We start from the raw sequence: 22,740 nt of genomic DNA on the forward strand, positions 1-22,740 counted from the left end.
TGTTTTTATCGTACCTATGAGGGATTGAAACATCATCGGGGGCTGGCGGCAGGAACAAGCACAGCAGTTTTTATCGTACCTATGAGGGATTGAAACACTACACATTGTACGCATGCGGAAACGGCTACACATACGTTTTTATCGTACCTATGAGGGATTGAAACAGAGGAAACGCCGCCGTTGTAAACATAGCTTTCAAAGTTTTTATCGTACCTATGAGGGATTGAAACGAAAATCTCGGTTTCGTGGAAGTGTCAGTAAGATCGTTTTTATCGTACCTATGAGGGATTGAAACCTCCGCAAACGACCACGCCATCGGGTGGCCAGCGGTTTTTATCGTACCTATGAGGGATTGAAACTATAGAAAGAGACACATCTCATATTCTCTCCCTTTCATGCTCCTCTTATTCTGCTAGGTCTGTACGAATCACTATGTCGCTGTCGTTTCCAATTCAACGGTCTTTCCTATGCCTTACAACGGTATCTATATACATGCTCATTGAAAAATTAACATTTGCCTTCTCCTGCAACTAACTTCCTCCCCCCCATGGCTCAGCTTGCAGATTGAGCCTACAGGATCTTTGGAGGAAGTGTTGCAGCGCTTAGGGTGTGCAGGATAACGGAGAGGTTAACTCTTCATGTTGCATGTATATATTTAAGAAGACTAGTGCTTTTCTTTTCGTGGAAATGCGTTCCCCGTGAGTTGCCATTTTCCCATGTTCAAGTGAAGGGCAAAACTTGCTTATGAGCTCTTTTTGTGAAAAAAATTGTAAAATGTTGCAGGAATATTTGTCTTTATTTTGAAAAATGAGTTAAAATTAATATATAGATACCTTGGCCTGGTTGTATTTGGGTCAATAGTTAAATAGAACTATAGATTTGCGGCGGATAAAGGGGAGAGGATCAATTGTATCAGCACATTGTTGTGACGTGCGGCGTATCGTTGTTTGGGAACAGGAACATTTTTTCCATGAATCGAGATGAAACGATGGGGGAGATTCGCCCTTGGTTGAGTTCTCGGAACATTGATGAGGAGAAACAAGAAAAAATTGATCAATGGATTCGCCATGCGCGGCAGTTTGCTCATGAAGCTACGCGAGATCCAAACCGTGTGTCTGCCGAGTATTCGATGATTTATGAACTTCGTAGACAAGGAAAATTGGCGGAAAGGCCGACGGTCGTTCTCATTGTGACGGAAACGGTTGGGGGACGGATTGTGGAAGCCATCTTGACGAGGTTGCTTGAGGAGGACTTTCAAGCAAATGTCCGCATTATATATGTGGACGTTGATGTGAACCATCCGAGACGGATGCAGGAGACATTGGGAGAGTACATGTGGAAAGTGGCGTCCGCTCTCTCGCATGGAGAACCGTCAACGACTTGTTTCGCGCCGATCGGCGGTTATAAGGTCATGACGTCGCTAGGCTATATCGTCGGGGCGTTTCTTCATTACCCGACGGCCTACATGCATGAAGACGGTCAAGTGTTGCATGAAATTCCTCCTGTACCCATCCATATGGATGAACAGTTTGTCCATGAGCATTTCGACCTGTTGCGGAAATGCCAAAGAGACTTGGTGAATGCCGCTTCGCTTTCGTACCATGAAAAACAATGCATTCTTCGATATCCATTTTTGTTCCAACAAGAGGAAGGGTTTGTGTATTTAAGTGCGTTTGGGCAGTTTTTGTTGGAACATGAAAAATACAAGCATTTATTCGGAACGACTTTCTTCGCATCGGACCAAGTGTCCGATATGCTTCGACACAATCACCATCAGTCGTTGTTTGTGCACCAACAACTGAAAGAGTTGGTGAAGAAGCTGAAGCATAAAGAGGGAGATGTTGCTGTTTTGTATCACGAAAAATCATTCAAAACGATTGATACCCGAAAAGTGAAATATCACTTGTACAAAGGAGCAAGCAACGGACAAACGGCGTTCCGCCTCGCTTACCGATACGATGAAAAAGAAGACTGCCTATACGCTAATTATTTATGGCTCGACCATAACCGGTACGAACGGGAAGCGGCGAAAGGCAAGGGAATTTATGAAGACAATTCGCCATTTGTCGATATGACAAAGCAATTGGTGGGAATGGGGAGATAACAATGGGAAGACGAGTGTTGTTGTCGTTTCTCGGGTTAGGTGATTATGAGTATTGTTACTACACATACGAAGGAAAAACGTCTACGTATACCCGCTTTATTCAAACGGCGGTGTATGAGCTGTTCCGCAACGATGAACCGATGGATGTCGTCGTGTTTGCGACGAAAGAAGCGCAGGATCGGAATGGACAAGATCGAAAAAAAGGGGACAAGCTTCTTGAAGGGATCGGCACAGCGTTTAGTCGCATTGCGCCAGAAGCGAACGTGAAAATTGTCGAGATCGAAAGCGGCCAAGACGAGCAGGCCAATTGGCGGCTATTTGACCGTATCATGGATGAAATCAAGGAAGGGGATACGATTTATTTTGACATCACCCACAGTTTCCGCTCCATCCCGTTTGTGGCGCTTATCGTGTTGAATTATGCGCGTTTAGTGAAAAAGGCAGATATTGGAGCGATCATCTATGGCTGGTTTGAAGTGCTTGGGCGCCCCATTGATGTTGAGCAGATGCCAGAAGAACAGAGAGTCGCGCCGATTGTCAACTTGACGAGCATGGCGAAGTTGCTCGATTGGACCAACGGGGTCGATCAATTTTTGCGCACGGGGGATGCCTCCATCATCCAGGCGCTGACCGCGAAAGAAAACAGCGAAGTGTTCCGCAATCCGTCTTTGAGCCAAGCGGTAAAGGACGAAGTGAAGGAATTAAGAGAGTTGACGAAGCGGCTTGATCAGACGGAAAAAGCGATCCGCACGTGCCGAAGCTTGCAAATCGATGAAGAAGTGCAGAAATTTCATGAACAGCTCGGCCGCGTTCGCTCAGCGTCGGCGGAAGCGATTAAACCGCTTGTCCCATTGTTGGATGTGATGGAGAAAAAGTATGCGATGTTTGATGATGATCCGATCATGAACAGCTGGAAGGCTGTGCGTTGGTGTTTGGACCACGGATTGATTCAGCAGGCGCTGACGATGTTGGAGGAAAATGCGGTGACGGCCGTTTGCCGGGTGTTGGGGCTTGATTTGCGGAATGAGAAGGCCCGGGGAGATGTTCATTCGGCTATTGAAATTTTATTGCGAGATATTCCGAAAGAGGAATGGCGCGTTCGTTCCGTAGAGCGGGTTGAACAAATAATCGATTTCTTGTCTCCTTATAAGGGCGACTTAAAACGATTTAGCACGCTTAAGGAGCGGCGCAACGACATCAATCATGCTGGGGCGCGGCCGCAACCGCTAAAGGCGGAAAAGTTTTGGCCCGATGCGGAGCAGTCGTTCCGAGAACTTGGTGCGTTTTTTGAACGAATGTCCGCACTTGCAAAATCGATGCAAACCGTAAAGGGGAATGGGTGATGACATATCAAGATCGAAGCGGGGCAACCGCTGTTGTTCAGTCGTCGTATCAGCTTGTTCTATTGACACCGGCCGCCATTCACGGGGCTGATCCGAGGGAGAAGGCGGAGTTTCGCCTTTCGTCGCTGCGGGGGGTATGGCGGTACTGGTGGCGGACGCTGCAGGATGAGCCTGATCCCGAAAAGTTGCTTGCCAAGGAGGAAGAGTGGTTTGGCGGCACACGAAAAATGAAGCAGCAATCACCCATTCACTTGTCCATGGCGGGAGTGATGGAAGGAACAAAGAAGGAAAATATTTTGCCGCACCGTACATCCCCAACGCTTGTTCCGGCTCTTCCTGCCGGCGGGGAGGTGACGGTGACGCTTTCGGTGCGGAAGCGTCATCAAGAGCGATTGGCGCAATATGACTGGTACTTTCAATATGTGCTTCACCTCGCCAGTTTCGGACAGCGGTCGCGCCGCGGGTTTGGAGCTGTGCAATGGATCGGGCATCAGTGGAGTAATGTTGGGGAATACGTCGAGAGTTTGCGTATGGTGCTTGAACACATCGGGGTGGCGGGGGCGTTTTCCTTTGCGGAGCGCGACTGCCTCGTGGCGCGCCGCGGAGACATTCAGACGCAGCATCCGGTGTTGTCCGCGGTGTGGATTGGAGAAGGGAAAGAAAGCGCCGCGGAAGTAGTGAAGGCGTTTGGAAAAGCGTCTCATGAAGCGAACCGTTATGGCAGCTTGGGATATATGAGAGGAAAAGCAGGAAAGCTTTCTTCCCCGTTATGGTGCACGGTGAGAAAGATCGGGAATTGGTACTACCCGATTGTGACGGAAGTGAGGAACCATGATCCGCACTACAGCGAGCCGCGCTATGAGCAGGATCGAAACCGGTTTTTAGAGATCGTTGGGGTGAGGATATGACCAATCGCTATGTTGTCATTTTTACGGTCGGGCCTGTGCAGTCGTTTATCGCTTCAGCCCGCAAAACAGAAGATTTTTGGAGCGGAAGTTATATTTTGTCCCATCTCGTGCGGGAGGCGATCAAGCGGTTTTATCAATTTGACGCCAACTGCGAAATGATCTATCCGCTTGTTACAGAGAAAGAACTGAGATCCCCTTCCCAACGGGATGTTCACATTGCGTCGATCCCGAATCGCCTTACGGTGATCATGGAGGGAACAGAAGAAGAAGTTTGCGGTTGGCTGCGCGAAGCGGAGCAAGACGTTTGCAATGTGTTTCTCGATTTTTGCTTTCAAGCCGTCCGGCGCGTATTTCCGCATCTCACTGATCATGAGCAGGAATTACTGGAACGGATGGTCGAACAGCAAGTGCGGTCGTTTTTAGAAATCTACTGGGTAGCTGAACCGTATGAACCGTCTATGTCGTTCCGTGAGGTGCGTGAACGTGCCGAACGGCGGTTAGGGGCGCTGAAAAACGAAAAACATTACATTCCCGTTTCTCAGCAGGGGCTCGTTTGTTCTGTATGCAAGGAACGTGAGGCGCTGCGTCTTGAGGAAATCGGGGAATTTGATCATTACGGCGAGATCAAAAAGAAAACGATGAGCCTTTGGCAACGGCGCGCCGTGAAATTTCAAGGAACGGGGGGTGATGAAGAGGACGACCGCCGCGCGGGGCGCATCAAAGACAATGAGTTTTTATGCGGCATTTGTTTAGGAAAACGAGCGGCGCGCGACTACTTCGCGGACTTGTTCGGTACATCGTTCCCATCTTTTCCCTCTGTCCTCGACATCGGTCAAGGAGATTATTACGCGGTGTTGCTGATGGATGGGGACGACATGGGGAAGTGGTTTTCTGGGGAACGGAAAGATGAGTATAGCCGAACGAGCCAGAAACTGGCCCGTTTTGCCAAAGAAACCGTTCCGTGGATTGTGCAAGAACGATGCAAAGGCAAACTTGTCTATGCGGGGGGTGACGATGTCCTTGCTTTTGTGCCAGTGGAGACGGCGTTGAAAGCGGCGGAGATGCTTCGATTGGCGTTTGCCGACGAACGTCAAGGATTAGGGAGCGGCGCAACCGCTTCGTTTGGAGTGGTCATCGCCCATAAAAAAGCACCGTTGCAGCACGTGCTCAACGCCGCAAGGGCATTGGAACAAAAGGCGAAACGGTATTACAATGACAAGACGGCGCAGAGAAAAGACGCCCTAGCCTTAGCGGTGCATACCCGCTCCGGAGAGATTTCCGAAGCGGTTCTCCCGTGGATCGTTGGGGAGAAGATGGTTTCAAAACTATTGGAAGAATGGCTTGGGCTATTGAAAACATCGCTGTCACCGAACTTTATTTTTCATTTTGCGTCAGCGTTTGCCCCGCTGTTGCATGAAAAAGACTGCCCGAAATGGGAGAACCGCGACATGCTCGCGACAGAGCTCCGCCGTCTGCTTCGGCGCTCCGTGAAAGAGGGGAGTTGCCTAGATGCCCAAGACATCGCCCGCTATACAAGTACGCTTTTGGTTTTGCATGAAGCGGTTCGGAGCAGTTATGACTTTTTGCATTTGTTAAAGATGTTGACCTTTTTCAAACGAAGCAAGGGGAGAGGTTGATGACAAAGTTAGTATTGACGCCGGCGGACACATTTTTCTTCAAAAACCATCATGCCACGCAAGCAGGGGAGACGACGGTGATGGAGTCGATGTTTCCCCCACGCCCGAACACCATTTATGGAGCATTGCGAGCAGCGTACATTTACGCCTACAGCTCGTTTGATGAGTTTGCCCGTGGCGCCGATGAACGGGTGAAACTGTGGATGGGCACCCCGGATGAACGTGGGGCGTTCCGCCTTCATTACTGCGCATTGGCGGACGGAGATTCGTTGTTTTTACCGCTTCCATTGGACTATCAGGTTGTGGAGGAAGGAGATTCACTGAAAGCGTATCCGTTGCAGCTGGCTAAAGATCGTAAGCCTTCTTCGGCTTCTACGATGTGGCGTCTTGCTTCATCTCGCAGGGAGAAGACAAAAAGTTCGCAGCATCGTTACGTCTCGCTTTCTGAGTGGAAAAAGGCGCTCTTACTCAATCAGCCGATCGCATCGCTTCGGACGTTGTCCTCTTTTATTGTCCAAGAGGAGAAAGTAGGCATTCAGTTGGATGTGTCTCGCCGAACGGCGCAGGAGGGGTTTTTATATCGAGTAGGGAAACACCGTTTTTTAGGGGATTCCTCCCTTGTCGCATATATCGACGACGGTCCTGATTTTTCCAATGTGAAATGGGCTCGGATTGGCGGGGAAAACCGTCCCTGGTTCATCCGTCAGCACCCCGAGGAGTTTCGTTTATGGAACGACGATGAGAAGAGAAGGATCGAACAAGATATTCAACGGACAAAAATGGCTAAAATCATCTTTTTATCTCCCGCCATTTTCGCCAATGGCTCTCGTCCTGCGGCGATGGAGGGAGATCGTTGGACATGGCCGAACGGAGCGGTAGTGACATGGCTTGCCGCTGCCATTGGTCGTCCGGAGCTGTACGGGGGATGGGACATTGTCCGTCATCGCCCGAAGCCGCGAAAATGGATGATTCCTGCCGGTTCGGTGATTTACGTCAAGATCGAGCGTGATGATGATTTGCGGCTTGTTTTCTCCGCCCTTGACGGCATTCATCTGACTGATGAGGGGGCGGAGGAAGGGTTCGGTTTTGCGGTTCTAGCAAGTGTCCATGAAAGTGAGGAGGAGTTATAATGTATTCGATCATACGTCCATTCCTTTTACATGCCGTCACTTCTGTCCATGCGGGAAGCGGGAGCGAAATTGGGCTTGTCGATTTGCCGATTCAGCGCGAGAAGCATACAGGATTTCCGAAGATCGAGAGCTCTTCTCTCAAAGGAGCGCTGCGGTATCATATGACTCAGGCGCTGCCGGATGAAACGAATAAGCTGGAGCTCATCTTCGGCGCCGATAAAGGACAAGAAAGCGTCACACAGGCGAGCGCCATCGCTTTGAGCGATGCGCGGGTGCTGCTATTCCCAGTCAAATCGCTTCGCGGCGTATTTGCTTGGATCACATGCCCTCACGTGCTCGAACGATGGAACCAAGAGATGAGCGTTCATCAAGAGATGAAAGGGAAAGGGGAAGGGTTTCAGCCGCTTCCGGTGCCAGGGCCGAACACCGTCAGCGCCGATCGGCTGATCGTCGCCGACGGGCGCATTATCTTGGAAGAGTATACGTTTCCAGTGACAGTTTCTCCAGAAGCGAAACAGCTTGCGGAACAGCTCTCAGCCATCATCGGGGAGAGCAGCCGCCTTCGTGTGACGGATCGGCTTGTCATCTTATCCGATGATGATTTTACGGATTTTGTGAAACTTTCAACCGAGGTTAACGCGCGCATTCGCATTTCACCTGAGACAGGAACGGTGGACAGCGGTGCGCTGTGGTACGAAGAAAACGTCCCTCCCGAAACGTTCTTTTACAGCTTCTTGTACATCGGTCATGTGCGCGGCAAGGGCGTGGATGGCCTAGCGACGGCGGAAGAGATTGAGCGCTACTTGGTGGATGAGCGGAAGTTCCCATCCGTCTTTCAATTAGGAGGGAACAGCACGCTAGGGCGCGGAATGATGAGAACGATTTGGCTGTGAAGGAGGAAGAAAGATGGGGACAAAAGTGCAGCGAGTCGGAATTGAGAACGGCCGAGCCGCGTTTGCGTTTCAAGAAGTGAAACAGGCTAAAGAAGGATTGAAGGAAAACTTTGAGAACTATCGTTCTTATGTCAAAAAAATGCCCTCTTTAATTCAAGTAAACGGGCTGGGCCAGGCATTGGCGTTTTGCTTTCAAAAAAAAGGCCGGGAATACAGAAGCATTTACCGATCAATTGCCAAGTGGATGAAAGAGCAGTTCCCAGGCCAATTTGGCAAAGAGGATATGGAGCTTGTTGAAGTTGTGGTCAACTTATCGAGCGCCGATTATCGGCTCTGGACGATGGAAACACTCGCATTGCTCGACTGGATGCGCAAGTTCGCCGACGGCATGGTGAAAGACGACGCAGAGGCGGCAAAGTAGGGGAGGGGAGGGCATGCTTTTTCACCCAAAGGATACGCGGGAAGTCATGCAGCGGGCAAACAAATCGGCCGCACATTTAGCGTACCATCTTCACTATTTTTTAGAACATCAGTGGAATGACAAAAAAAGAGTGTGGGAACCATCCAAAAGATTGAAGCCTGTTCCGATTCTCCCTGAGTTGAAAGAGATCGGCGAACAGCTGCAGGCGCAACGGGAACAGGCGATGATCGAATGGGCGCAAACGGGATATGTCAAAAAACTAAAAGCTCGTCTTGTCGGTCGGATCATTCATGGGCTCGGCGCCGGGCACATTCGAGAGACATCACTGACGATCCACCCGGTGTATGGCTTGCCGTACATCCCGGCTTCCAGTGTAAAGGGACTTGTCCGCCATTGGTTCATTGAGGCGTACTGCGAAGGAGAGGAAAAGCAGCTTAACGAGCATGAAATCGGTCGGGAGATCTTTGGAACGCAAGGAAACAAGGGGATTGTGCAATTTCACGACATCTTTCTTATAGAAGGCTTGCAGCTGACGGGAGACGTGCTTGCTGTACATATGAAAGAGTATTATGAAGGAAACAGAGCGGCGACTGATGATCAAAAACCTGTTCCTGTTTCATTCTGGACCGTTATGGCGACGGAAGTGGACATCTATTTAACAGCCAACCGCTCCGCGCCGCAAAACGATGAAGAAACCGTACGCTTGTTGGAAGCGGCGGCATTATGGACGCAACAAGCTTTGACGGAGTGGGGCATCGGTTCAAAAACATCGTCAGGCTATGGACGATTTGCCGAGGTTTACGACGTTACCGAAATGGAATTTCTCCCGATTGTGCAAAAAGAACAAGTGCGTCTTGAGCAACAGAAAAAAGAGCGGGAAATGCTCGAACAGCGAAAGCGTGAGGAAGAAGAAAAAGCAAGGTTGGCTCTTCTTTCTCCCGAAGAGCGGCTGGTGGTGGAGATTGAGCGGCTCACTGACAGCCAAACGGACGAACAGAGGAGCAAAGACGTGCTGTATCAACAAGTCATTGAGCAACGAAACAGACAAGCCGCTCTTGCTTTGCAAGCGTATTGGCAACGCATCGGCCAATGGGGAAAAAGTGTCAGCAAAAAACAAAAGCAAAAAATCGACAAGCTTCAACAGCTGCTTAACGATGAATAACATAGCCCAAATTGTCGTCGACCCCCAATCGTGCAAAAACCCCGGGGGATCGACGACAATGTTTTTTTATATCCGATCCTTACAGCCATCGAGGATGAACAGTATTGACAGAATTTTTGGATTATGATATTCTGAAAATCCCGAGTTCGACAGTCACTAGGCAAACAAAATGCCTCTCGCCCCTTGATGCAAAAGGGACGAGAGACATTTGGGCACACTTTGGGCGTGTATCTAGGCGCGAGGATGGATGCCTAGGATCTTCGGAGGAGGCTCCAGCCCTAGAGCCGCAAAGAATTGAGCCTGTTTGGCCGTCAGTTCGGTTCGTTGATAAAGGTCGCCGTTTTTTGAAGAAAAATGTCCAAGCATGAGACGCTCGCATTCGTCTCTTACTTTCGGCCACGATTCATGAGTTCGGATCTCCACGATCCGAACCAGCAAGAGAGCCAGCCAACTGAGCAGCACATGCGCCCGGATACGGTCTTCCAAGCGATGATACATGGGGCGCAGCTCGAGTGTTGATTTCAACGTCCGAAAGGCCTGCTCGATATCCACCAGTTGCTTATACCCGAGCGCGACATCCTCGGCAGACAAGGTGTCATCGGAGGTTCGGATGAGATATTTGCCATCGTACTTTTCCGCTTCACGAACCGCTTGCTTGTCGATGCGAAGCGTTCCATCCTTCAATTGACGCAAGTATTTTCCGTAGGACGGATGGGAACGCAGCCGGCAGGTGGCCTTATGATGAGCTTCATTGGGGAGTTGGCGAAGCCCCTCCAACTCCTCTTTCAGCGATTCGAGCAGCTTTTCCCGTTCCTTGCGTTGGCGTTCGGCTTCGCTGGGATTGTACACGAGAACATAGCGCTGACGCGCTTCTCCGTCGCCCACGATGATTTCTTTGATATGCAAGTTCTCGCGAACTTGTTGGTAGCGCCCGCGACGGTTTAGGGCCTCTTCGACGGCGGCTTTGCCGGACCGCATTTTTTCGCCGACAATGTAGTGTCCCCCGGCCTGTTGCAAGATTCGCAAATTCTCTTCAGACGAAAATCCGCGGTCCATCACGCTGATCACACGCCCAAGCTTCCAGCCAATCAAGTCTTGTTTCACCTGTTTGATGACCGTCATATCCATCGTATTGCCAGGCCATACCCAAGCGCGAATGGGGACTCCTTCCCGGGTGACGGCCAGTCCAATGACGATTTGGACCAAATCGGGACGCTTATCTTTGGAAAACCCCTGCTTTCGAAGCGATTCTCCTTCTGGTGTTTCGGATGGATCCACTTCGAAGTACGACGAAGTCGTATCAAAGTAAATCAAATCGACTTCCAGGTTCAATAAATCGGCCACGGCATGGAACACTTGGCGTTCCAATTCCGGCTGCACAGCCAGCAGCTCATCCATCGCCCGGTACAACTGGTGGCTGGCGACTTGGGGAAGATGAGGGATATGCACGTCTTTCTCCACCCACTCCTCCATCGCCAACTTGCTTGACGGATGAAGGGCACGATTCGCCACCATGGCAAAAATCAGCCGTTCCAACGGAATCTGATGATGTCGGGAGGCAAACAAGGAGTGGAGAATCTCTCCCAATCCCAGTTGTCTCCAGAGCTGATCCAAAAGCCAAGCGCCACCAAGGCGTTTGCTTGATTGAAACTGAAAGTCATCCGACACTTCTCCTGTCAACGTCTCGATTTCCCAAGCCTGCTCAGGAGAAAGGAATCGCGAAATGCTTTTGGCCAGACGCTCCAAGACAGCGCGATCCACCTCGTCTTCGCGCCCAAACGAATAAATCACCTTCGCTTTCGCATATTTGGCCTTCGGATCCCATTCGTTGTGAGCAAGCTGGAGATACGCCACGGTCGTTCCATCTTTGTTTTTGCGTGTTACTCGCCGTATGTACATGCCTATATTATAACCGATATTCAGCTGTTTTAAAAGTTAAAATAAACAAGTCGTGTGCCTATGAAATTCAGTGTTTTTTTCTAGGATCCGCATCGCGAAATCTTTGATATAACAGCATTTTGGCCATTTTCATTTGCCTAAAATGGCCTCAAAACTGTCGAACTCGGGAAAATAGTCTTGGAGGAAAAGGCTTGATATATCAAGATTTTTTGGGGTTTTTATCGTACCTATGAGGGATTGAAACCCAAGTACCAAAAGTGGCTTTTGGATTTCAACACGATCGTTTTTATCGTACCTATGAGGGATTGAAACATCGGAGCAACGTCCCGCCCGATGTCGCCGACGTCGGTTTTTATCGTACCTATGAGGGATTGAAACTATTCGATTTCGATAAGCCCGCTGGCTTCGAGTATTTGTTTTTATCGTACCTATGAGGGATTGAAACTCCATCGAATCATTCGCTCACCTCCGCAGTCCTCGTTTTTATCGTACCTATGAGGGATTGAAACTCGTCGACTATGCGGAAGCCAATCGCGGGCAGGCGCCGTTTTTATCGTACCTATGAGGGATTGAAACTGGTACTGCGCGCGAATCCGCTGGCATTAGCCATTACCGTTTTTATCGTACCTATGAGGGATTGAAACATATGCCAGTTTGATTTTGTTAAACACCGTTTCAATGCGTTTTTATCGTACCTATGAGGGATTGAAACACATGGTGGCGTCCAGCCTCGCCGGCCAGCGATAAAGAGTTTTTATCGTACCTATGAGGGATTGAAACATTTTTCTAATTACTTTAGTATCATTTACTATTTTTTGTTTTTATCGTACCTATGAGGGATTGAAACTCCTGCCGTTCCACTCACCGCCGTTTCGCTCACCTGCGGTTTTTATCGTACCTATGAGGGATTGAAACTGGTATCGGTAGTAATACTCGCGCGCCGCAAAATCGTTTTTATCGTACCTATGAGGGATTGAAACTCGAAGATGAGCAGATAGCTGATAGCGTCATATTGAACAGTTTTTATCGTACCTATGAGGGATTGAAACGCAGACGGGGACAGACGTATCAGAACATTGCTTGGGTTTTTATCGTACCTATGAGGGATTGAAACATAACCCTGACCCCTTTCTGCCGCAGCAGAGCGATGAAGTTTTTATCGTACCTATGAGGGATTGAAACTTCTCAAGCGCAATCAATTTCCATTTGCGGCTTTCCGTTTTTATCGTACCTATGAGGGATTGAAACAAAAATCGGCGGAGTTTGGAGGAGTTTGGCGTGAAGGTTTTTATCGTACCTATGAGGGATTGAAACAAAGACGACCGTTTCGTCAAAACAGGCAGCCTCCCGGTTTTTATCGTACCTATGAGGGATTGAAACAAACGGAGTATCTTGATAAGCTCGAAGAAAAAAACTGTTTTTATCGTACCTATGAGGGATTGAAACTAATTGAGGTGAAACGAATGGAGAGGCTCGATGTGAGTTTTTATCGTACCTATGAGGGATTGAAACAAGGAGGTGATAGAAGTGACAAAAGAAGAGATTGTGTTTTTATCGTACCTATGAGGGATTGAAACTGTTGCAACTCACGAAGCTGTTTTTGTTCCGGCGTCTCCGTTTTTATCGTACCTATGAGGGATTGAAACTTCAACCCCCCGATGTCGGTGATCGCCACCGTTTTGTGTTTTTATCGTACCTATGAGGGATTGAAACTGAAAATGTGTCCTATTTATCCCGTGATGTAGGTAAAGTTTTTATCGTACCTATGAGGGATTGAAACGCGCAAGAGCCGCTAGCGGCGCAACCGAGCAGCTACGTTTTTATCGTACCTATGAGGGATTGAAACAACTCCTTCGCCATTTCTTTCAGCGATCGGGACAATGTTTTTATCGTACCTATGAGGGATTGAAACACAAGCATGCGTATCAAAAGGTGGCGGCGGTTCCGTTGGGTTTTTATCGTACCTATGAGGGATTGAAACCTGTTTGATAATAGAAGCGTCTTGGCTATCATCCAGTTTTTATCGTACCTATGAGGGATTGAAACCATTCCAGATGGATGATGTTAGCGATCGGATGCCGGTTTTTATCGTACCTATGAGGGATTGAAACGGACGGTACTACCGTCAGAAGGATGGCGAGATCTAGTTTTTATCGTACCTATGAGGGATTGAAACTCAGCCCGCCGTGCTCGGCAAGCTGTTCTACGTATTCGTTTTTATCGTACCTATGAGGGATTGAAACATAATTGGAAAAGCTCGATTGCCAACGCGGCATTAGTTTTTATCGTACCTATGAGGGATTGAAACTGTCGTCGCGATTGGGGATGTCATTATCGATGCGCGGGTTTTTATCGTACCTATGAGGGATTGAAACACGCTCCCGGATCGCGAGGATCTCGGGGGCGTCAAGGTTTTTATCGTACCTATGAGGGATTGAAACAACGCCTTTGCCGCCGTTAGCATATATTTTGCATCAGTTTTTATCGTGCCTATGAGGGATTGAAACTTCCAATTTTTTTCATTCTACATTCCTCCTTAGTTGTTTTTATCGTACCTATGAGGGATTGAAACGCTTGTTTCTCACTCATCTGATCTGTACTCCTTTCGTTTTTATCGTACCTATGAGGGATTGAAACTCGTACACGATCACGTGTACGTCGAGGCGCCAAACCTGTTTTTATCGTACCTATGAGGGATTGAAACTCCCCTCGCCGACGATCAAGTCGGGCGGGAAATCGGTTTTTATCGTACCTATGAGGGATTGAAACCTGCAAGATGATATCACACAGCCGGGGCGGAAGCTGTGTTTTTATCGTACCTATGAGGGATTGAAACTTTGAAATAAAAGAATCATTCGAACTGGATGAGTAGATGAAAACTGGTGGGGTTGCAGCCAAACCAAAGAAATGATGATGTCGATTCAACAAAGATATGGAAAAAATATTTGGGAATTTATCATCTCGCGCCGAGAAGCCCCCCACTTCCACGCGTGAGCGTAGGTGGGAGAGCGTTCAATGTCCAAGCTTTTGGTTCGTTTGGAGTTGTTTCCATTAGTTGGCTTCACATCATTCGGAAGTAAACGGAGGTTGCAATGCGCTCTAAACTCCGCCATCTTGGTTTTTCCATCGGCACGCTTCCGACAGGGGAGCGCAATCAAATCACCGATGTGCCTGGGGTGAAGGTTGGGCACGTGACGATTCGGGAAGATATGGATGAGCGGACGGTGATCCGCACCGGGGTGACGGCGGTGTTGCCGCATGGGGGCAATTGGTTTTTGGAGAAGGTGCCCGCGGCTTGTTTTGTGTTGAACGGTTTTGGGAAAACGGTCGGGTTGGTGCAAGTCGAGGAGCTGGGCGCGATCGAATCGCCGATTATGCTGACGAATACGTTCAGCGTCGGGGCGGTTTGGCAAGGGACGCTTGAGCATATGCTTGCGATGACGCCGGAGATCGGAGATACGACTGGGTCGGTCAACATTGTCGTCGGGGAATGCAATGACAGCTATTTGAATACGGCGCGGGCGCTTTCGGTGACGAAGGAGCATGCGAAACAGGCGATTGCCGAGGCGCGCGTCGATATGGAAGAAGGGGCGGTCGGCGCAGGAACGGGGATGATGTGCTTTGGCTGGAAAGGGGGCATTGGCAGCTCGTCGCGGATCGCGGGCGGGATGTATACAGTCGGGGCGCTGGTCGTGAGCAATTTCGGCCGGCGCGAGGAGTTGCGGTTGGTGCCGTATGTGCCGCCGTCATTTGATGAGCGGGACGTGCCGCCTGGGTCGATTATGATGATCGTGGCGACTGATGCGCCGCTTGATGCGCGGCAGTTGAAGCGGGCGGCGGTGGGGTTGGCGCGGACGGGAAGTCATGTCCATCATGGGAGCGGCGATATTGTCATCGCGTTTTCCAATGCTTATATGATTCCCCATTTCGCTGATTCTTCCCACCAACCGCTGCCTCCGCTCGTCCGCGACGATGCGCCGCTCATGAATGAGCTGTTCCAGGCGGCGATCGAGGCGGTCGAAGAAGCGATTTGGAATTCGCTCACGATGGCGGAGACGACGACCGGACGGAACGGACGCGTCGGGGAAGCGATTCCGTATTCGTTGCTTCGATGGATCAAATGGACAGAGAAATGAAACGATGAGATCGAGTAGGAGGGGGCGGCTAACCCCCGTCCTCTCACACCACCTAGCATGCGGGTCCGCACTAGGCGGTTCGTCAACCTTGACGGAGTTCGAAATATCGTTGCGTCAAACTCTTGAGCCCTTGAGCGGTCCAGTAGGTCTTGCCCAGGGCCTGGTGGAGTTGCGGCGTTTTCGTTGTTCGCCAAGCTCCTTTTCGGGTATTGGCGATCTCCATCACCGCTGTCTCTTTCAGCCCCAGCGCTCTTAACTCACGGATTCTGGTTCTGACCCGTTTCCATTGAAGCCATTGACAGAGTCGAAGCCTCCTCCGAATCCATCCTTCGATGGTCTGAAGGACAGACGGGGTTTCGACGAGCCGAAAATACCCGATCCATCCCATGACGTATTGATTGACGCGATGAATTCGTTCTGGCATCGATATGCTCCAGTTTGGGTTGGTCAGCTGTCGAATCCGCTGTTTCAGACGTTGAATCGACCTTGGGGCGAGCCGGATTCGCGCTTTTCGTTCCGGTGTGAAGCTAAACCCCAGAAAGGCCCGTTTCCACGGGCGGTCCACCGCACTTTTCTCCTCGTTTACTTTGAGTTTGAGCGTTTTCTCCAAGAACCGTTGGATGCTTTGTTTCACCCGTTGTCCTGCCCGCAGACTTTTCACATAGATGTTGCAGTCATCTGCGTAACGGCAGAATTTCAATCCTCGCTTCTCCAATTCCTTGTCTAAATCGTCGAGAAGGATGTTCGCCAGCAGGGGGCTGAGGGGGCCGCCTTGCGGCGTCCCTTCCTCCGTCTGCACCTTCACCCCTTCGATCATAACGCCGGCTTGCAGGTAGGCACGGATCAGTTTCAGCACGCGTTTATCCTTGACTTTTCGGGCCACCCGACTCATCAAGATGTCATGGTTGACCCGATCAAAGAACTTTTCCAGGTCCATGTCGACCACGTACCGATATCCTTCCTGGATGTAGCCTTGCGCTTGCCGCACGGCATCGTGGGCGTTGCGGCCCGGACGGAATCCGAAGCTGGAAGGGGAGAAGTCTGGATCGAAAATGGGTGTGAGTTCTTGAAGAATGGCTTGTTGGATCAGCCGGTCCACCACGGTGGGAATGCCTAGCTGCCGTGTGCCGCCGCCCGGTTTCGGGATTTCGACCCTGCGGACAGGCGCCGGCCGGTAGGTTCCCGCCAAGAGTTGGGCGCGGATCGTGCTCCAGTGAGCGCGGATGTAATCACGGAGTTGATCGGTTGATACTCCGTCGATTCCCGGTGCTCCTTGGTTGGCTTCGACCCGTTTGAGCGCCGTGATGAGGTTGTCTCTCGCTAAGATGCGTTCCAACAAAGCCATCGTGATCTTCTCCTTCCGCGGGATGAGATTCAGGTCTTGCCGGGTTGCGCTCAGCCCTCGATCTGAGGCCCTCTGGGCTTCACCCTTGCTTCCTCAGATGAGTTCCGAAAGGAATTCTGCTTCGACACGCAACATCTCGAAAGAGTCTGATTCATCCCTGAGTTGACGTTCGGCCCTTCCTGTTTCAGGCGTCCCTTACTCCAGTACTATGGCCTCTGCTGACTCCTGTACGTTCAGCAGAGCCTTTCGACTCTGGTTGCCATCGTCAGAAGGCGTTCCGTACAGGCCTCCCCGGATAAGGATGGACACTTTCCACTCATGCACCTGCCCAATCTACCTCCACAGCCCTTGGCGGCTTAGGACTTCGTCTTGTCCAGCAGACTCGTCCGACTGTGGCGGCCTCCCATTGGGTTCGTGTACCTCAGGTCAAGTGTTTGCCTCCAGCTTCCTTCAGATTCCACCTCACGGTGGACACCCTTGCCTTCAGCTAACGGTAGGCGCTCGCCAGCCCCCGTTCGGGACTTTCACCCTATAGCGTCGCACCCATGCCGGGCGTACAGGAAACGGCCCGAAAGGAATGGTCCTTCGGGCCGTCTCGTTTTTTCTGCCGCGCCTCTTGCCGCTGTGGTTGTCAGTGCCGACTATGGAGACGATGCGTCCAAGCGGCGATCTTCTCTTTTATTTCCTCGCGCCATGCACGGTCATGCGTCGCATGCCCAACCAATGCGCCGGTGGCGATCAGAAGCAATCCGGACAAGGCAAAAATCGAGGAAATCGAAAAGAACCCTGCGATCGCGCCGGCGGCGGTCGGGCCGGTCAAGTTGCCGAGGAAGCGGCTGCTGGCGGTGACACCGAACACCCGGCCTTGAATGCGGCGCGGGCTTTGCGCGTTGATGAGCGCTTGAATAGACGGCCATACCCCACCGACAACAAGCCCTTGCAAAAAGCGCCACACGTACAGCTCATAAAGATGATCCGTCCATACTTGCGGCAAGGCGAACAAGCCGGAGAGCACAAGCAGCATCGGCAGCATGTTCGCTTGCCCGATCCGGTCGCCGAGCTTGCCTAAATACGGCGCGCCGATGATCGTCGCGATGCCGGTGATCGAGGAGGCGAGCCCTGATAAAAATGCGAGATTGCGAGAATGGCCGACGAGCGATTGGACGAAAATCGTCATCATCGAGTTGACGCCAAGAGCGGCGATTTGCACAAGAAAGGTGGCGACAAACAAGATGACGAGCGGCCGATGTGCGAATACTTCCTTAAAGCTGGCGTGGTGCTCTTTCGTCTGCGGCGCGACCGGGTCTTTTTCGAGCCAAAAGATGACAGGAAGCAATGTCGCCAAAATACAAAACCCGGTCACGAGAAACACCGGGCGGAAGCCGAACAAGTCGGATAAGGCGCCGCCGATGAGCGGCCCGATGATGTTGCCGGCGATGCTTCCCGTCTGCAGCGCCCCGAGCGCCTCGCCGCTATGGTCTTTCGGCACAACGCGCGCCAAGTACGAAAACGAGACGGTGATAAATCCAGAGAAAAAGCCGACAAGAAATCGGAGAGTAAGCAGCGCCATCGGCGAGGCGGCGAACGCCATGAATCCGGTGATAAGGCCCATGCCGATCCCCGCGCGGATGAGGTTCGCGCGCTGGCCGTACTTATCGGCGAACATGCCCCAAATCGGCGCCATGACGGCGGCTGACAAAAACGTCGCCGAAAAGACGAGACCGGTCCAGACGCTCAACGAATGGCGCTCCGTGACGCCCATCTCCCACAAAAGCAGCGATAAAAACGGAATGACCATCGTCATCCCGGCGGACACCATGAAGTTGCACAGCCAAAGAACGCGGACGCTTCGTTTCCAGTTCATAGGAGGTCATCTCCTGAATTATTTCGTTTCTCTAATCATTGTAGCACGATGGAAAAACAAAGGAAACGATTTTGCTTATCAATTGAACAGGTTGGTGAAAAACAACCGATTCGCCTGATTTTTGAGAAACCGCAAGGAACGAAATGATGATGTTGGTGGGTTGTTCAATTTGAGAAACAATGGTGGAGAGCACGATTTTCCCTTAAATCATCAGTCTCGTAAACGGCCGGTGAAACCCGATGATGTTCGCGCAATCGATGGTTTATGTTTGGAAATTGAAAAAGTTTCGCAACTGGGGAAACGCCCGTTTGGTCCGCTGCTCAGGCAGTAAGTCTGTACAAACACCATCCCCCTTGCCAGCCAGGCAAGGGGGTCATCTATGTCAAAGGAGGGAAGGGGATTAGGCGTTATTGGCTTGGGCTTCTTTCCACTTGGCTAACTCACGTTCGACTTCTTCATCAAATGGCACGGGGGACAACGCAGCATTCGTCCCGAACCGGGCGGCTGCTGCCTCGGCTTCCAGCGCCATGACGCGCTCTTCCATGCGGGCGAATCCGCGCAGCGCCTCGTCGGCGGAAAAGGAGGCGAGCGCCGAGTCGATTTGTTTCAACGCCTGGGCGGCATTCACCCGTGCGGCGAGCTCCAGCTGTTTGGCGGAAAGCTCGTCATACCGCTCACACAATTGATTGAGCCGATTGGCGACTTCCGCCGTTTTCGCTTTGATGGCGTCGTATTGTTGCTTGTACGCCTCGAGCTTTTTCTCATACAGCAACTTGTCGCGCAAGGCGAGTTTGGCGACGGCTTCTTCGTTGCGTTCGAGCGCCAGTTTCGCTTGGCGGCTTCGTTTCTCGATCGTTGCTTCGGCTTGGGTGATGAGCGTTTCATAGCGCCGCTCGGCGACCCATTGCCCAGCAAGCGCTTGGCGCCCTTGTGCAAGCTGCTCCTCGAGGTCGCGCAAATATTGTTTCGTCATGGCAATCGGGTCTTCCCATTGGTCGATTTGTTCGTTCACTTTAGCGAGAACGATTGTCTTCATTCGGCGAAACATGCCCATGTTGGTTGGCCTCCTTTTGGATTGATTTTTCCCATTCATCGAGCCAATCGACAGAAACGGACGGCGGTGCGGGCATCCATACTTTGGCGGCTGCCGGTTTTCGCGCTTGGCGGCGTCCTAAGGCGTACACGGCAGCCAGCGCCAGCAGCACCAGCACCCATTTCGGCAACAAGGCCACAACACCTAAAGCGACCAGCGCCCAGCCGATCCAGCGCTTCGACCGCGCCGCGGCGAGCCATATCGCCCCCGCGCCCACGAGCAAGAGAGGGATGAGCCACATCAGCAAGCCCGCCATCATCCATCCTCCCCGCGGTCCCATTCCGAACTCTGGACGATGATGGCCAAAGCCGCCATGCATGCCGTCAAACATAGCGCCCGGACGCCCGTGCGCCATCACTTCATGCGGTGTGAGAACGTGAAACAGACTGACCCCAGCAAGGGCAACAAGGGCGAGCAGAAAAACTGCCCGAGCTTTCTTCAATCTCGTCACCCCCTTTTCCGTGGTGGACTGGCTTACGGTTTGTATTGTAGAGGGGAAAGGAGAAAATGAGGTGAAAAGCGAATATTTTTTGAAGGAGTTTTGAGCATATCATCCATTAGGGGATCCGCGCAAGATGGACGAGGATTTTCATTTGACATGCGGGGAGGAAAGGGAAGACGTGGTTCGGTCGTACGGGCTTGATGTTGGCGGCGCTTTGTTGGTGTTGTTGTTTTCCTTTTTGTTTCCGACGTTTAATGTCGGATATTATGCGTACGGCTCGTTTCTTGGGTTCGCCATCGGCTCGTTGATCGTCGGCTTGGCGAGAATTCGCTGGAATCCGCATGCGCGGTTGGGCGGCGTTCTGGTCGGTTCGTTCCTTATCATCGCGGTCTCTGTCATCATCATCCGCCTGTTTCCCATCGAAATCCGAGATGTCGGAGACGTGGTCATGCCCTATGTCAATGCCATCGTGAATGCATTGATTTATTTTATGATTACTAACGCCCTCCACTTGTTGCATCGCTTAACACAGGGCAACGATTCGTTTTGGAAAAAACGCTGAAGCGGCTTATGCAGCTATGATGATTAAAAGGCGCCCCCGTCTGCCTGGAGCGCCTTTTGCTTTCAAGAGGAAGGCAAGCATGTCGCCCCCCTAATAAAGTGAATACACGAACCCTAAGTTGATCGGTTTTCTATAATAAATATCTGACCCTGATGAATAGCCGTACGTGAACCCAGCCTCTTTAAGAGCCGAAATGGAAAATGATCCTGTTATACTATAGCTAGTCTTCACTTCAATTGTAGCACTTCCTGATGTCTGCACTTTTGTAGTAGGAAAGGATCCAGTCATTGAAACTGTGTTGGCTACGTCACGAGTCAAATACCAACTTCCTCCACTAGCTTCAGACCACCAGGTGTTCAATACTTTATTAATTTGACGAAACGAATCGTATGAATAGATGTAAAGTTGGGTGCTCAATCTAGAAACGGCTGGACCGTCATTTCGTTCGCGATAGACAGTCGAAATCGAATATGTTCCAGATGTATTTGCAACCGATGCATCATTCATTCCAACTGTTTTTGTTGCAACTTGTTCTAGGGGCTGTATAATTTCACCGTATGTTTCTAAAATCTTTCCCGATTTTTTATCGACTAGGCTAATTTTAGTGGAATTCTGATCCTCCGTTCGAACCAAATTTACTTGTGATTTGTCATAATGAATGTCCACAAATACGTTTTTGAGCTTCACTTTGTTCTGAATGAACTGCTCAGCCCCTACACGGGAAGTTGGTGAAAAAAGGGCTATAACCAACAAGAAAACGGACGATAGGAAGCAAAAAGAAAATCTTCTCATAAATCAATCCCCCTTAAATCCAATATTTTATGATTATTATAAACAATAACATTTTTTTGTAAATAAACATTTTTCTGTTATTGTGCTATGATATAATCACAAGACTATTTGCAAGAGAGGCAGGGAAGATGTTGAATAGGGTAATAGAATTTGAGAAGGCGGGTGATGAAACAGAACATAAGGTTCAACCATAGTGCTTATCAAACTGAAAAACTTTATAACGCCTGTCTAACCGTTCAAGAACCATCGGTTAAGGAAAACATATGATTCCTCACCCAGTCTTTCATACAAAAGAATACGAAGAATGTTTGATTTTTTGACAATGTCAACTTTGTACATGTGAGGTGAATCCCCTATGAGAAAACTTTATGGTTTGCTGTCTATTCTTCTTTTATGCGTATGCGGAGCAGTGATTTTCTTTCAAACATCAGCAAAAACACATTTCAATCGAAAGGAGGTAGAAGTCATTCGAGTAACAAGCAGAATGGAGGATTTTTCTAGCATTCATGAAATTCGAGACAAAAGAAAAGTAAATAGAATAATGGAAATTATTAAATTTGTAGAATGGTCAAAAACAGCCAAAGTCGATGAAGGTCAACCGGACTATCGTTTTTGGCTCGAACATCCAAAAACGAAGGACAGGCTATTCAATTACAACATTTGGTTTAAGAAGAATAACACAATAATCTTCGATAAAAAAACAGGAAAATATGGGGTCGTTCCTTCAAAATATGAAACAGAATTGAAAAGTTTGCTCAATGAGTAGGCAATGCTTAACAAAGTGGATTATTTGAACGCCAACTCACATTTCGCACCCTAACAAGGTCAAAACAAAGGATTTTTTATCTCGCTTTTCAAAATAATGTTTGGGTCAACACGACTAGCGATGGCCATCTTTTTTTACCATCGTTAGTCGTTCCATATCATGTTAGACGTAGATGCTCTCATCCATGTCCATATCCGTCAAGTTCAGCGTTAAAAATCTCAAATAATAACTACGATAGACCTC

17 protein-coding genes and 2 CRISPR repeat arrays (1 of these 19 only partly in view) are annotated in these 22,740 nt (G+C 50.0%); of the genes, 11 read left to right on the top strand and 6 right to left on the bottom strand.

The genetic code is table 11. From position 1 onward, the window contains the following. Positions 1 to 359: a CRISPR direct-repeat array (repeat unit 30 nt; unit sequence GTTTTTATCGTACCTATGAGGGATTGAAAC) (it extends 2,074 nt beyond the left edge of the window). Between the two features lie 548 nt (positions 360 to 907). Genes GYMC52_RS01830 through cmr6 form a run of 8 tightly spaced genes read left to right on the top strand, consistent with a single transcriptional unit; the run spans position 908 to position 9,598 of the window. Continuing rightward, positions 908 to 2,104, top strand: a complete 1,197-nt coding sequence (locus tag GYMC52_RS01830) for a CRISPR-associated protein (RefSeq protein WP_013522871.1) — start codon at positions 908 to 910, stop codon at positions 2,102 to 2,104. Positions 2,105 to 2,106: 2 nt separating this feature from the next. Further along, positions 2,107 to 3,447, top strand: a complete 1,341-nt coding sequence (gene csx2, locus GYMC52_RS01835; protein ID WP_013522872.1) for a TIGR02221 family CRISPR-associated protein — start codon at positions 2,107 to 2,109, stop codon at positions 3,445 to 3,447. After that, positions 3,447 to 4,355, top strand: coding sequence for an RAMP superfamily CRISPR-associated protein (locus GYMC52_RS01840; protein ID WP_013522873.1), 909 nt, complete (start codon positions 3,447 to 3,449; stop codon positions 4,353 to 4,355). The genes csx2 and GYMC52_RS01840 overlap by 1 nt, the downstream gene beginning before the upstream one ends. Beyond that, the gene (cas10, locus tag GYMC52_RS01845) at positions 4,352 to 5,992 is read left to right on the top strand and encodes a type III-B CRISPR-associated protein Cas10/Cmr2 (protein ID WP_013522874.1); all 1,641 of its coding nucleotides are present in this window, start codon (positions 4,352 to 4,354) and stop codon (positions 5,990 to 5,992) included. Before GYMC52_RS01840 ends, cas10 begins: the two co-directional genes overlap by 4 nt. After that, positions 5,992 to 7,122 (top strand): type III-B CRISPR module-associated protein Cmr3, encoded by a 1,131-nt coding sequence (gene cmr3 / locus GYMC52_RS01850; RefSeq protein WP_013522875.1) that lies wholly within the window; start codon positions 5,992 to 5,994, stop codon positions 7,120 to 7,122. The genes cas10 and cmr3 overlap by 1 nt, the downstream gene beginning before the upstream one ends. Next, complete coding sequence (gene cmr4, locus GYMC52_RS01855; protein ID WP_013522876.1) at positions 7,122 to 8,015, top strand: type III-B CRISPR module RAMP protein Cmr4; 894 nt, start codon at positions 7,122 to 7,124, stop codon at positions 8,013 to 8,015. The genes cmr3 and cmr4 overlap by 1 nt, the downstream gene beginning before the upstream one ends. Before the next feature lie 13 nt (positions 8,016 to 8,028). After that, positions 8,029 to 8,436, top strand: coding sequence for a type III-B CRISPR module-associated protein Cmr5 (gene cmr5, locus GYMC52_RS01860; protein WP_013522877.1), 408 nt, complete (start codon positions 8,029 to 8,031; stop codon positions 8,434 to 8,436). 13 nt (positions 8,437 to 8,449) lie between these two features. After that, on the top strand, positions 8,450 to 9,598 hold the full coding sequence (cmr6, locus tag GYMC52_RS01865) for a type III-B CRISPR module RAMP protein Cmr6 (protein ID WP_013522878.1): 1,149 nt from the start codon (positions 8,450 to 8,452) through the stop codon (positions 9,596 to 9,598). Positions 9,599 to 9,829: 231 nt separating this feature from the next. On the opposite strand, the gene GYMC52_RS01870 is transcribed toward cmr6, so the two are convergent. Next, positions 9,830 to 11,497 carry an IS1634 family transposase gene (locus tag GYMC52_RS01870; protein ID WP_041469329.1) on the bottom strand — a complete coding sequence of 556 codons (1,668 nt, stop codon included), beginning with the start codon at positions 11,495 to 11,497 and terminating at the stop codon, positions 9,830 to 9,832. Positions 11,498 to 11,711: 214 nt separating this feature from the next. After that, positions 11,712 to 14,333: direct repeats of the CRISPR family, unit length 30 nt; unit sequence GTTTTTATCGTACCTATGAGGGATTGAAAC. A gap of 256 nt (positions 14,334 to 14,589) precedes the next feature. Between GYMC52_RS01870 and GYMC52_RS01875 the strand changes: the two genes are divergently transcribed. Further along, positions 14,590 to 15,633 (top strand): P1 family peptidase, encoded by a 1,044-nt coding sequence (locus tag GYMC52_RS01875; protein WP_013522880.1) that lies wholly within the window; start codon positions 14,590 to 14,592, stop codon positions 15,631 to 15,633. Between the two features lie 82 nt (positions 15,634 to 15,715). Here the strand turns inward: GYMC52_RS01875 and ltrA are convergent, their stop codons facing one another. The 4 genes from ltrA to GYMC52_RS01895 form a co-directional block, all read right to left on the bottom strand. Next, a complete protein-coding gene (gene ltrA, locus GYMC52_RS01880) occupies positions 15,716 to 16,978 on the bottom strand; it encodes a group II intron reverse transcriptase/maturase (protein ID WP_013522881.1) in 1,263 nt (420 codons plus the stop codon). Between the two features lie 631 nt (positions 16,979 to 17,609). Continuing rightward, complete coding sequence (locus GYMC52_RS01885) at positions 17,610 to 18,842, bottom strand: MFS transporter (RefSeq protein WP_013522882.1); 1,233 nt, start codon at positions 18,840 to 18,842, stop codon at positions 17,610 to 17,612. Between the two features lie 400 nt (positions 18,843 to 19,242). Then, positions 19,243 to 19,896 carry a PspA/IM30 family protein gene (locus tag GYMC52_RS01890; protein WP_013522883.1) on the bottom strand — a complete coding sequence of 218 codons (654 nt, stop codon included), beginning with the start codon at positions 19,894 to 19,896 and terminating at the stop codon, positions 19,243 to 19,245. After that, a complete protein-coding gene (locus GYMC52_RS01895) occupies positions 19,856 to 20,377 on the bottom strand; it encodes a hypothetical protein (RefSeq protein WP_013522884.1) in 522 nt (173 codons plus the stop codon). Before GYMC52_RS01895 ends, GYMC52_RS01890 begins: the two co-directional genes overlap by 41 nt. Before the next feature lie 133 nt (positions 20,378 to 20,510). Between GYMC52_RS01895 and GYMC52_RS01900 the strand changes: the two genes are divergently transcribed. Then, entirely contained in the window at positions 20,511 to 20,939 is a 429-nt protein-coding gene (locus GYMC52_RS01900; protein ID WP_013522885.1) for a hypothetical protein, read from the top strand. A 90-nt stretch (positions 20,940 to 21,029) separates the two neighbouring features. Here GYMC52_RS01900 and GYMC52_RS01905 read toward each other — a convergent pair whose 3' ends face one another. After that, the gene (locus GYMC52_RS01905) at positions 21,030 to 21,731 is read right to left on the bottom strand and encodes a hypothetical protein (protein WP_013522886.1); all 702 of its coding nucleotides are present in this window, start codon (positions 21,729 to 21,731) and stop codon (positions 21,030 to 21,032) included. A gap of 355 nt (positions 21,732 to 22,086) precedes the next feature. Between GYMC52_RS01905 and GYMC52_RS01910 the strand changes: the two genes are divergently transcribed. Then, positions 22,087 to 22,497, top strand: coding sequence for a hypothetical protein (locus GYMC52_RS01910; protein ID WP_013522887.1), 411 nt, complete (start codon positions 22,087 to 22,089; stop codon positions 22,495 to 22,497). Positions 22,498 to 22,740: the final 243 nt, after the last annotated feature.

Origin of the sequence: Geobacillus sp. Y412MC52 (assembly GCF_000174795.2) — a bacterium.
GTDB lineage: Bacteria > Bacillota > Bacilli > Bacillales > Anoxybacillaceae > Geobacillus > Geobacillus thermoleovorans.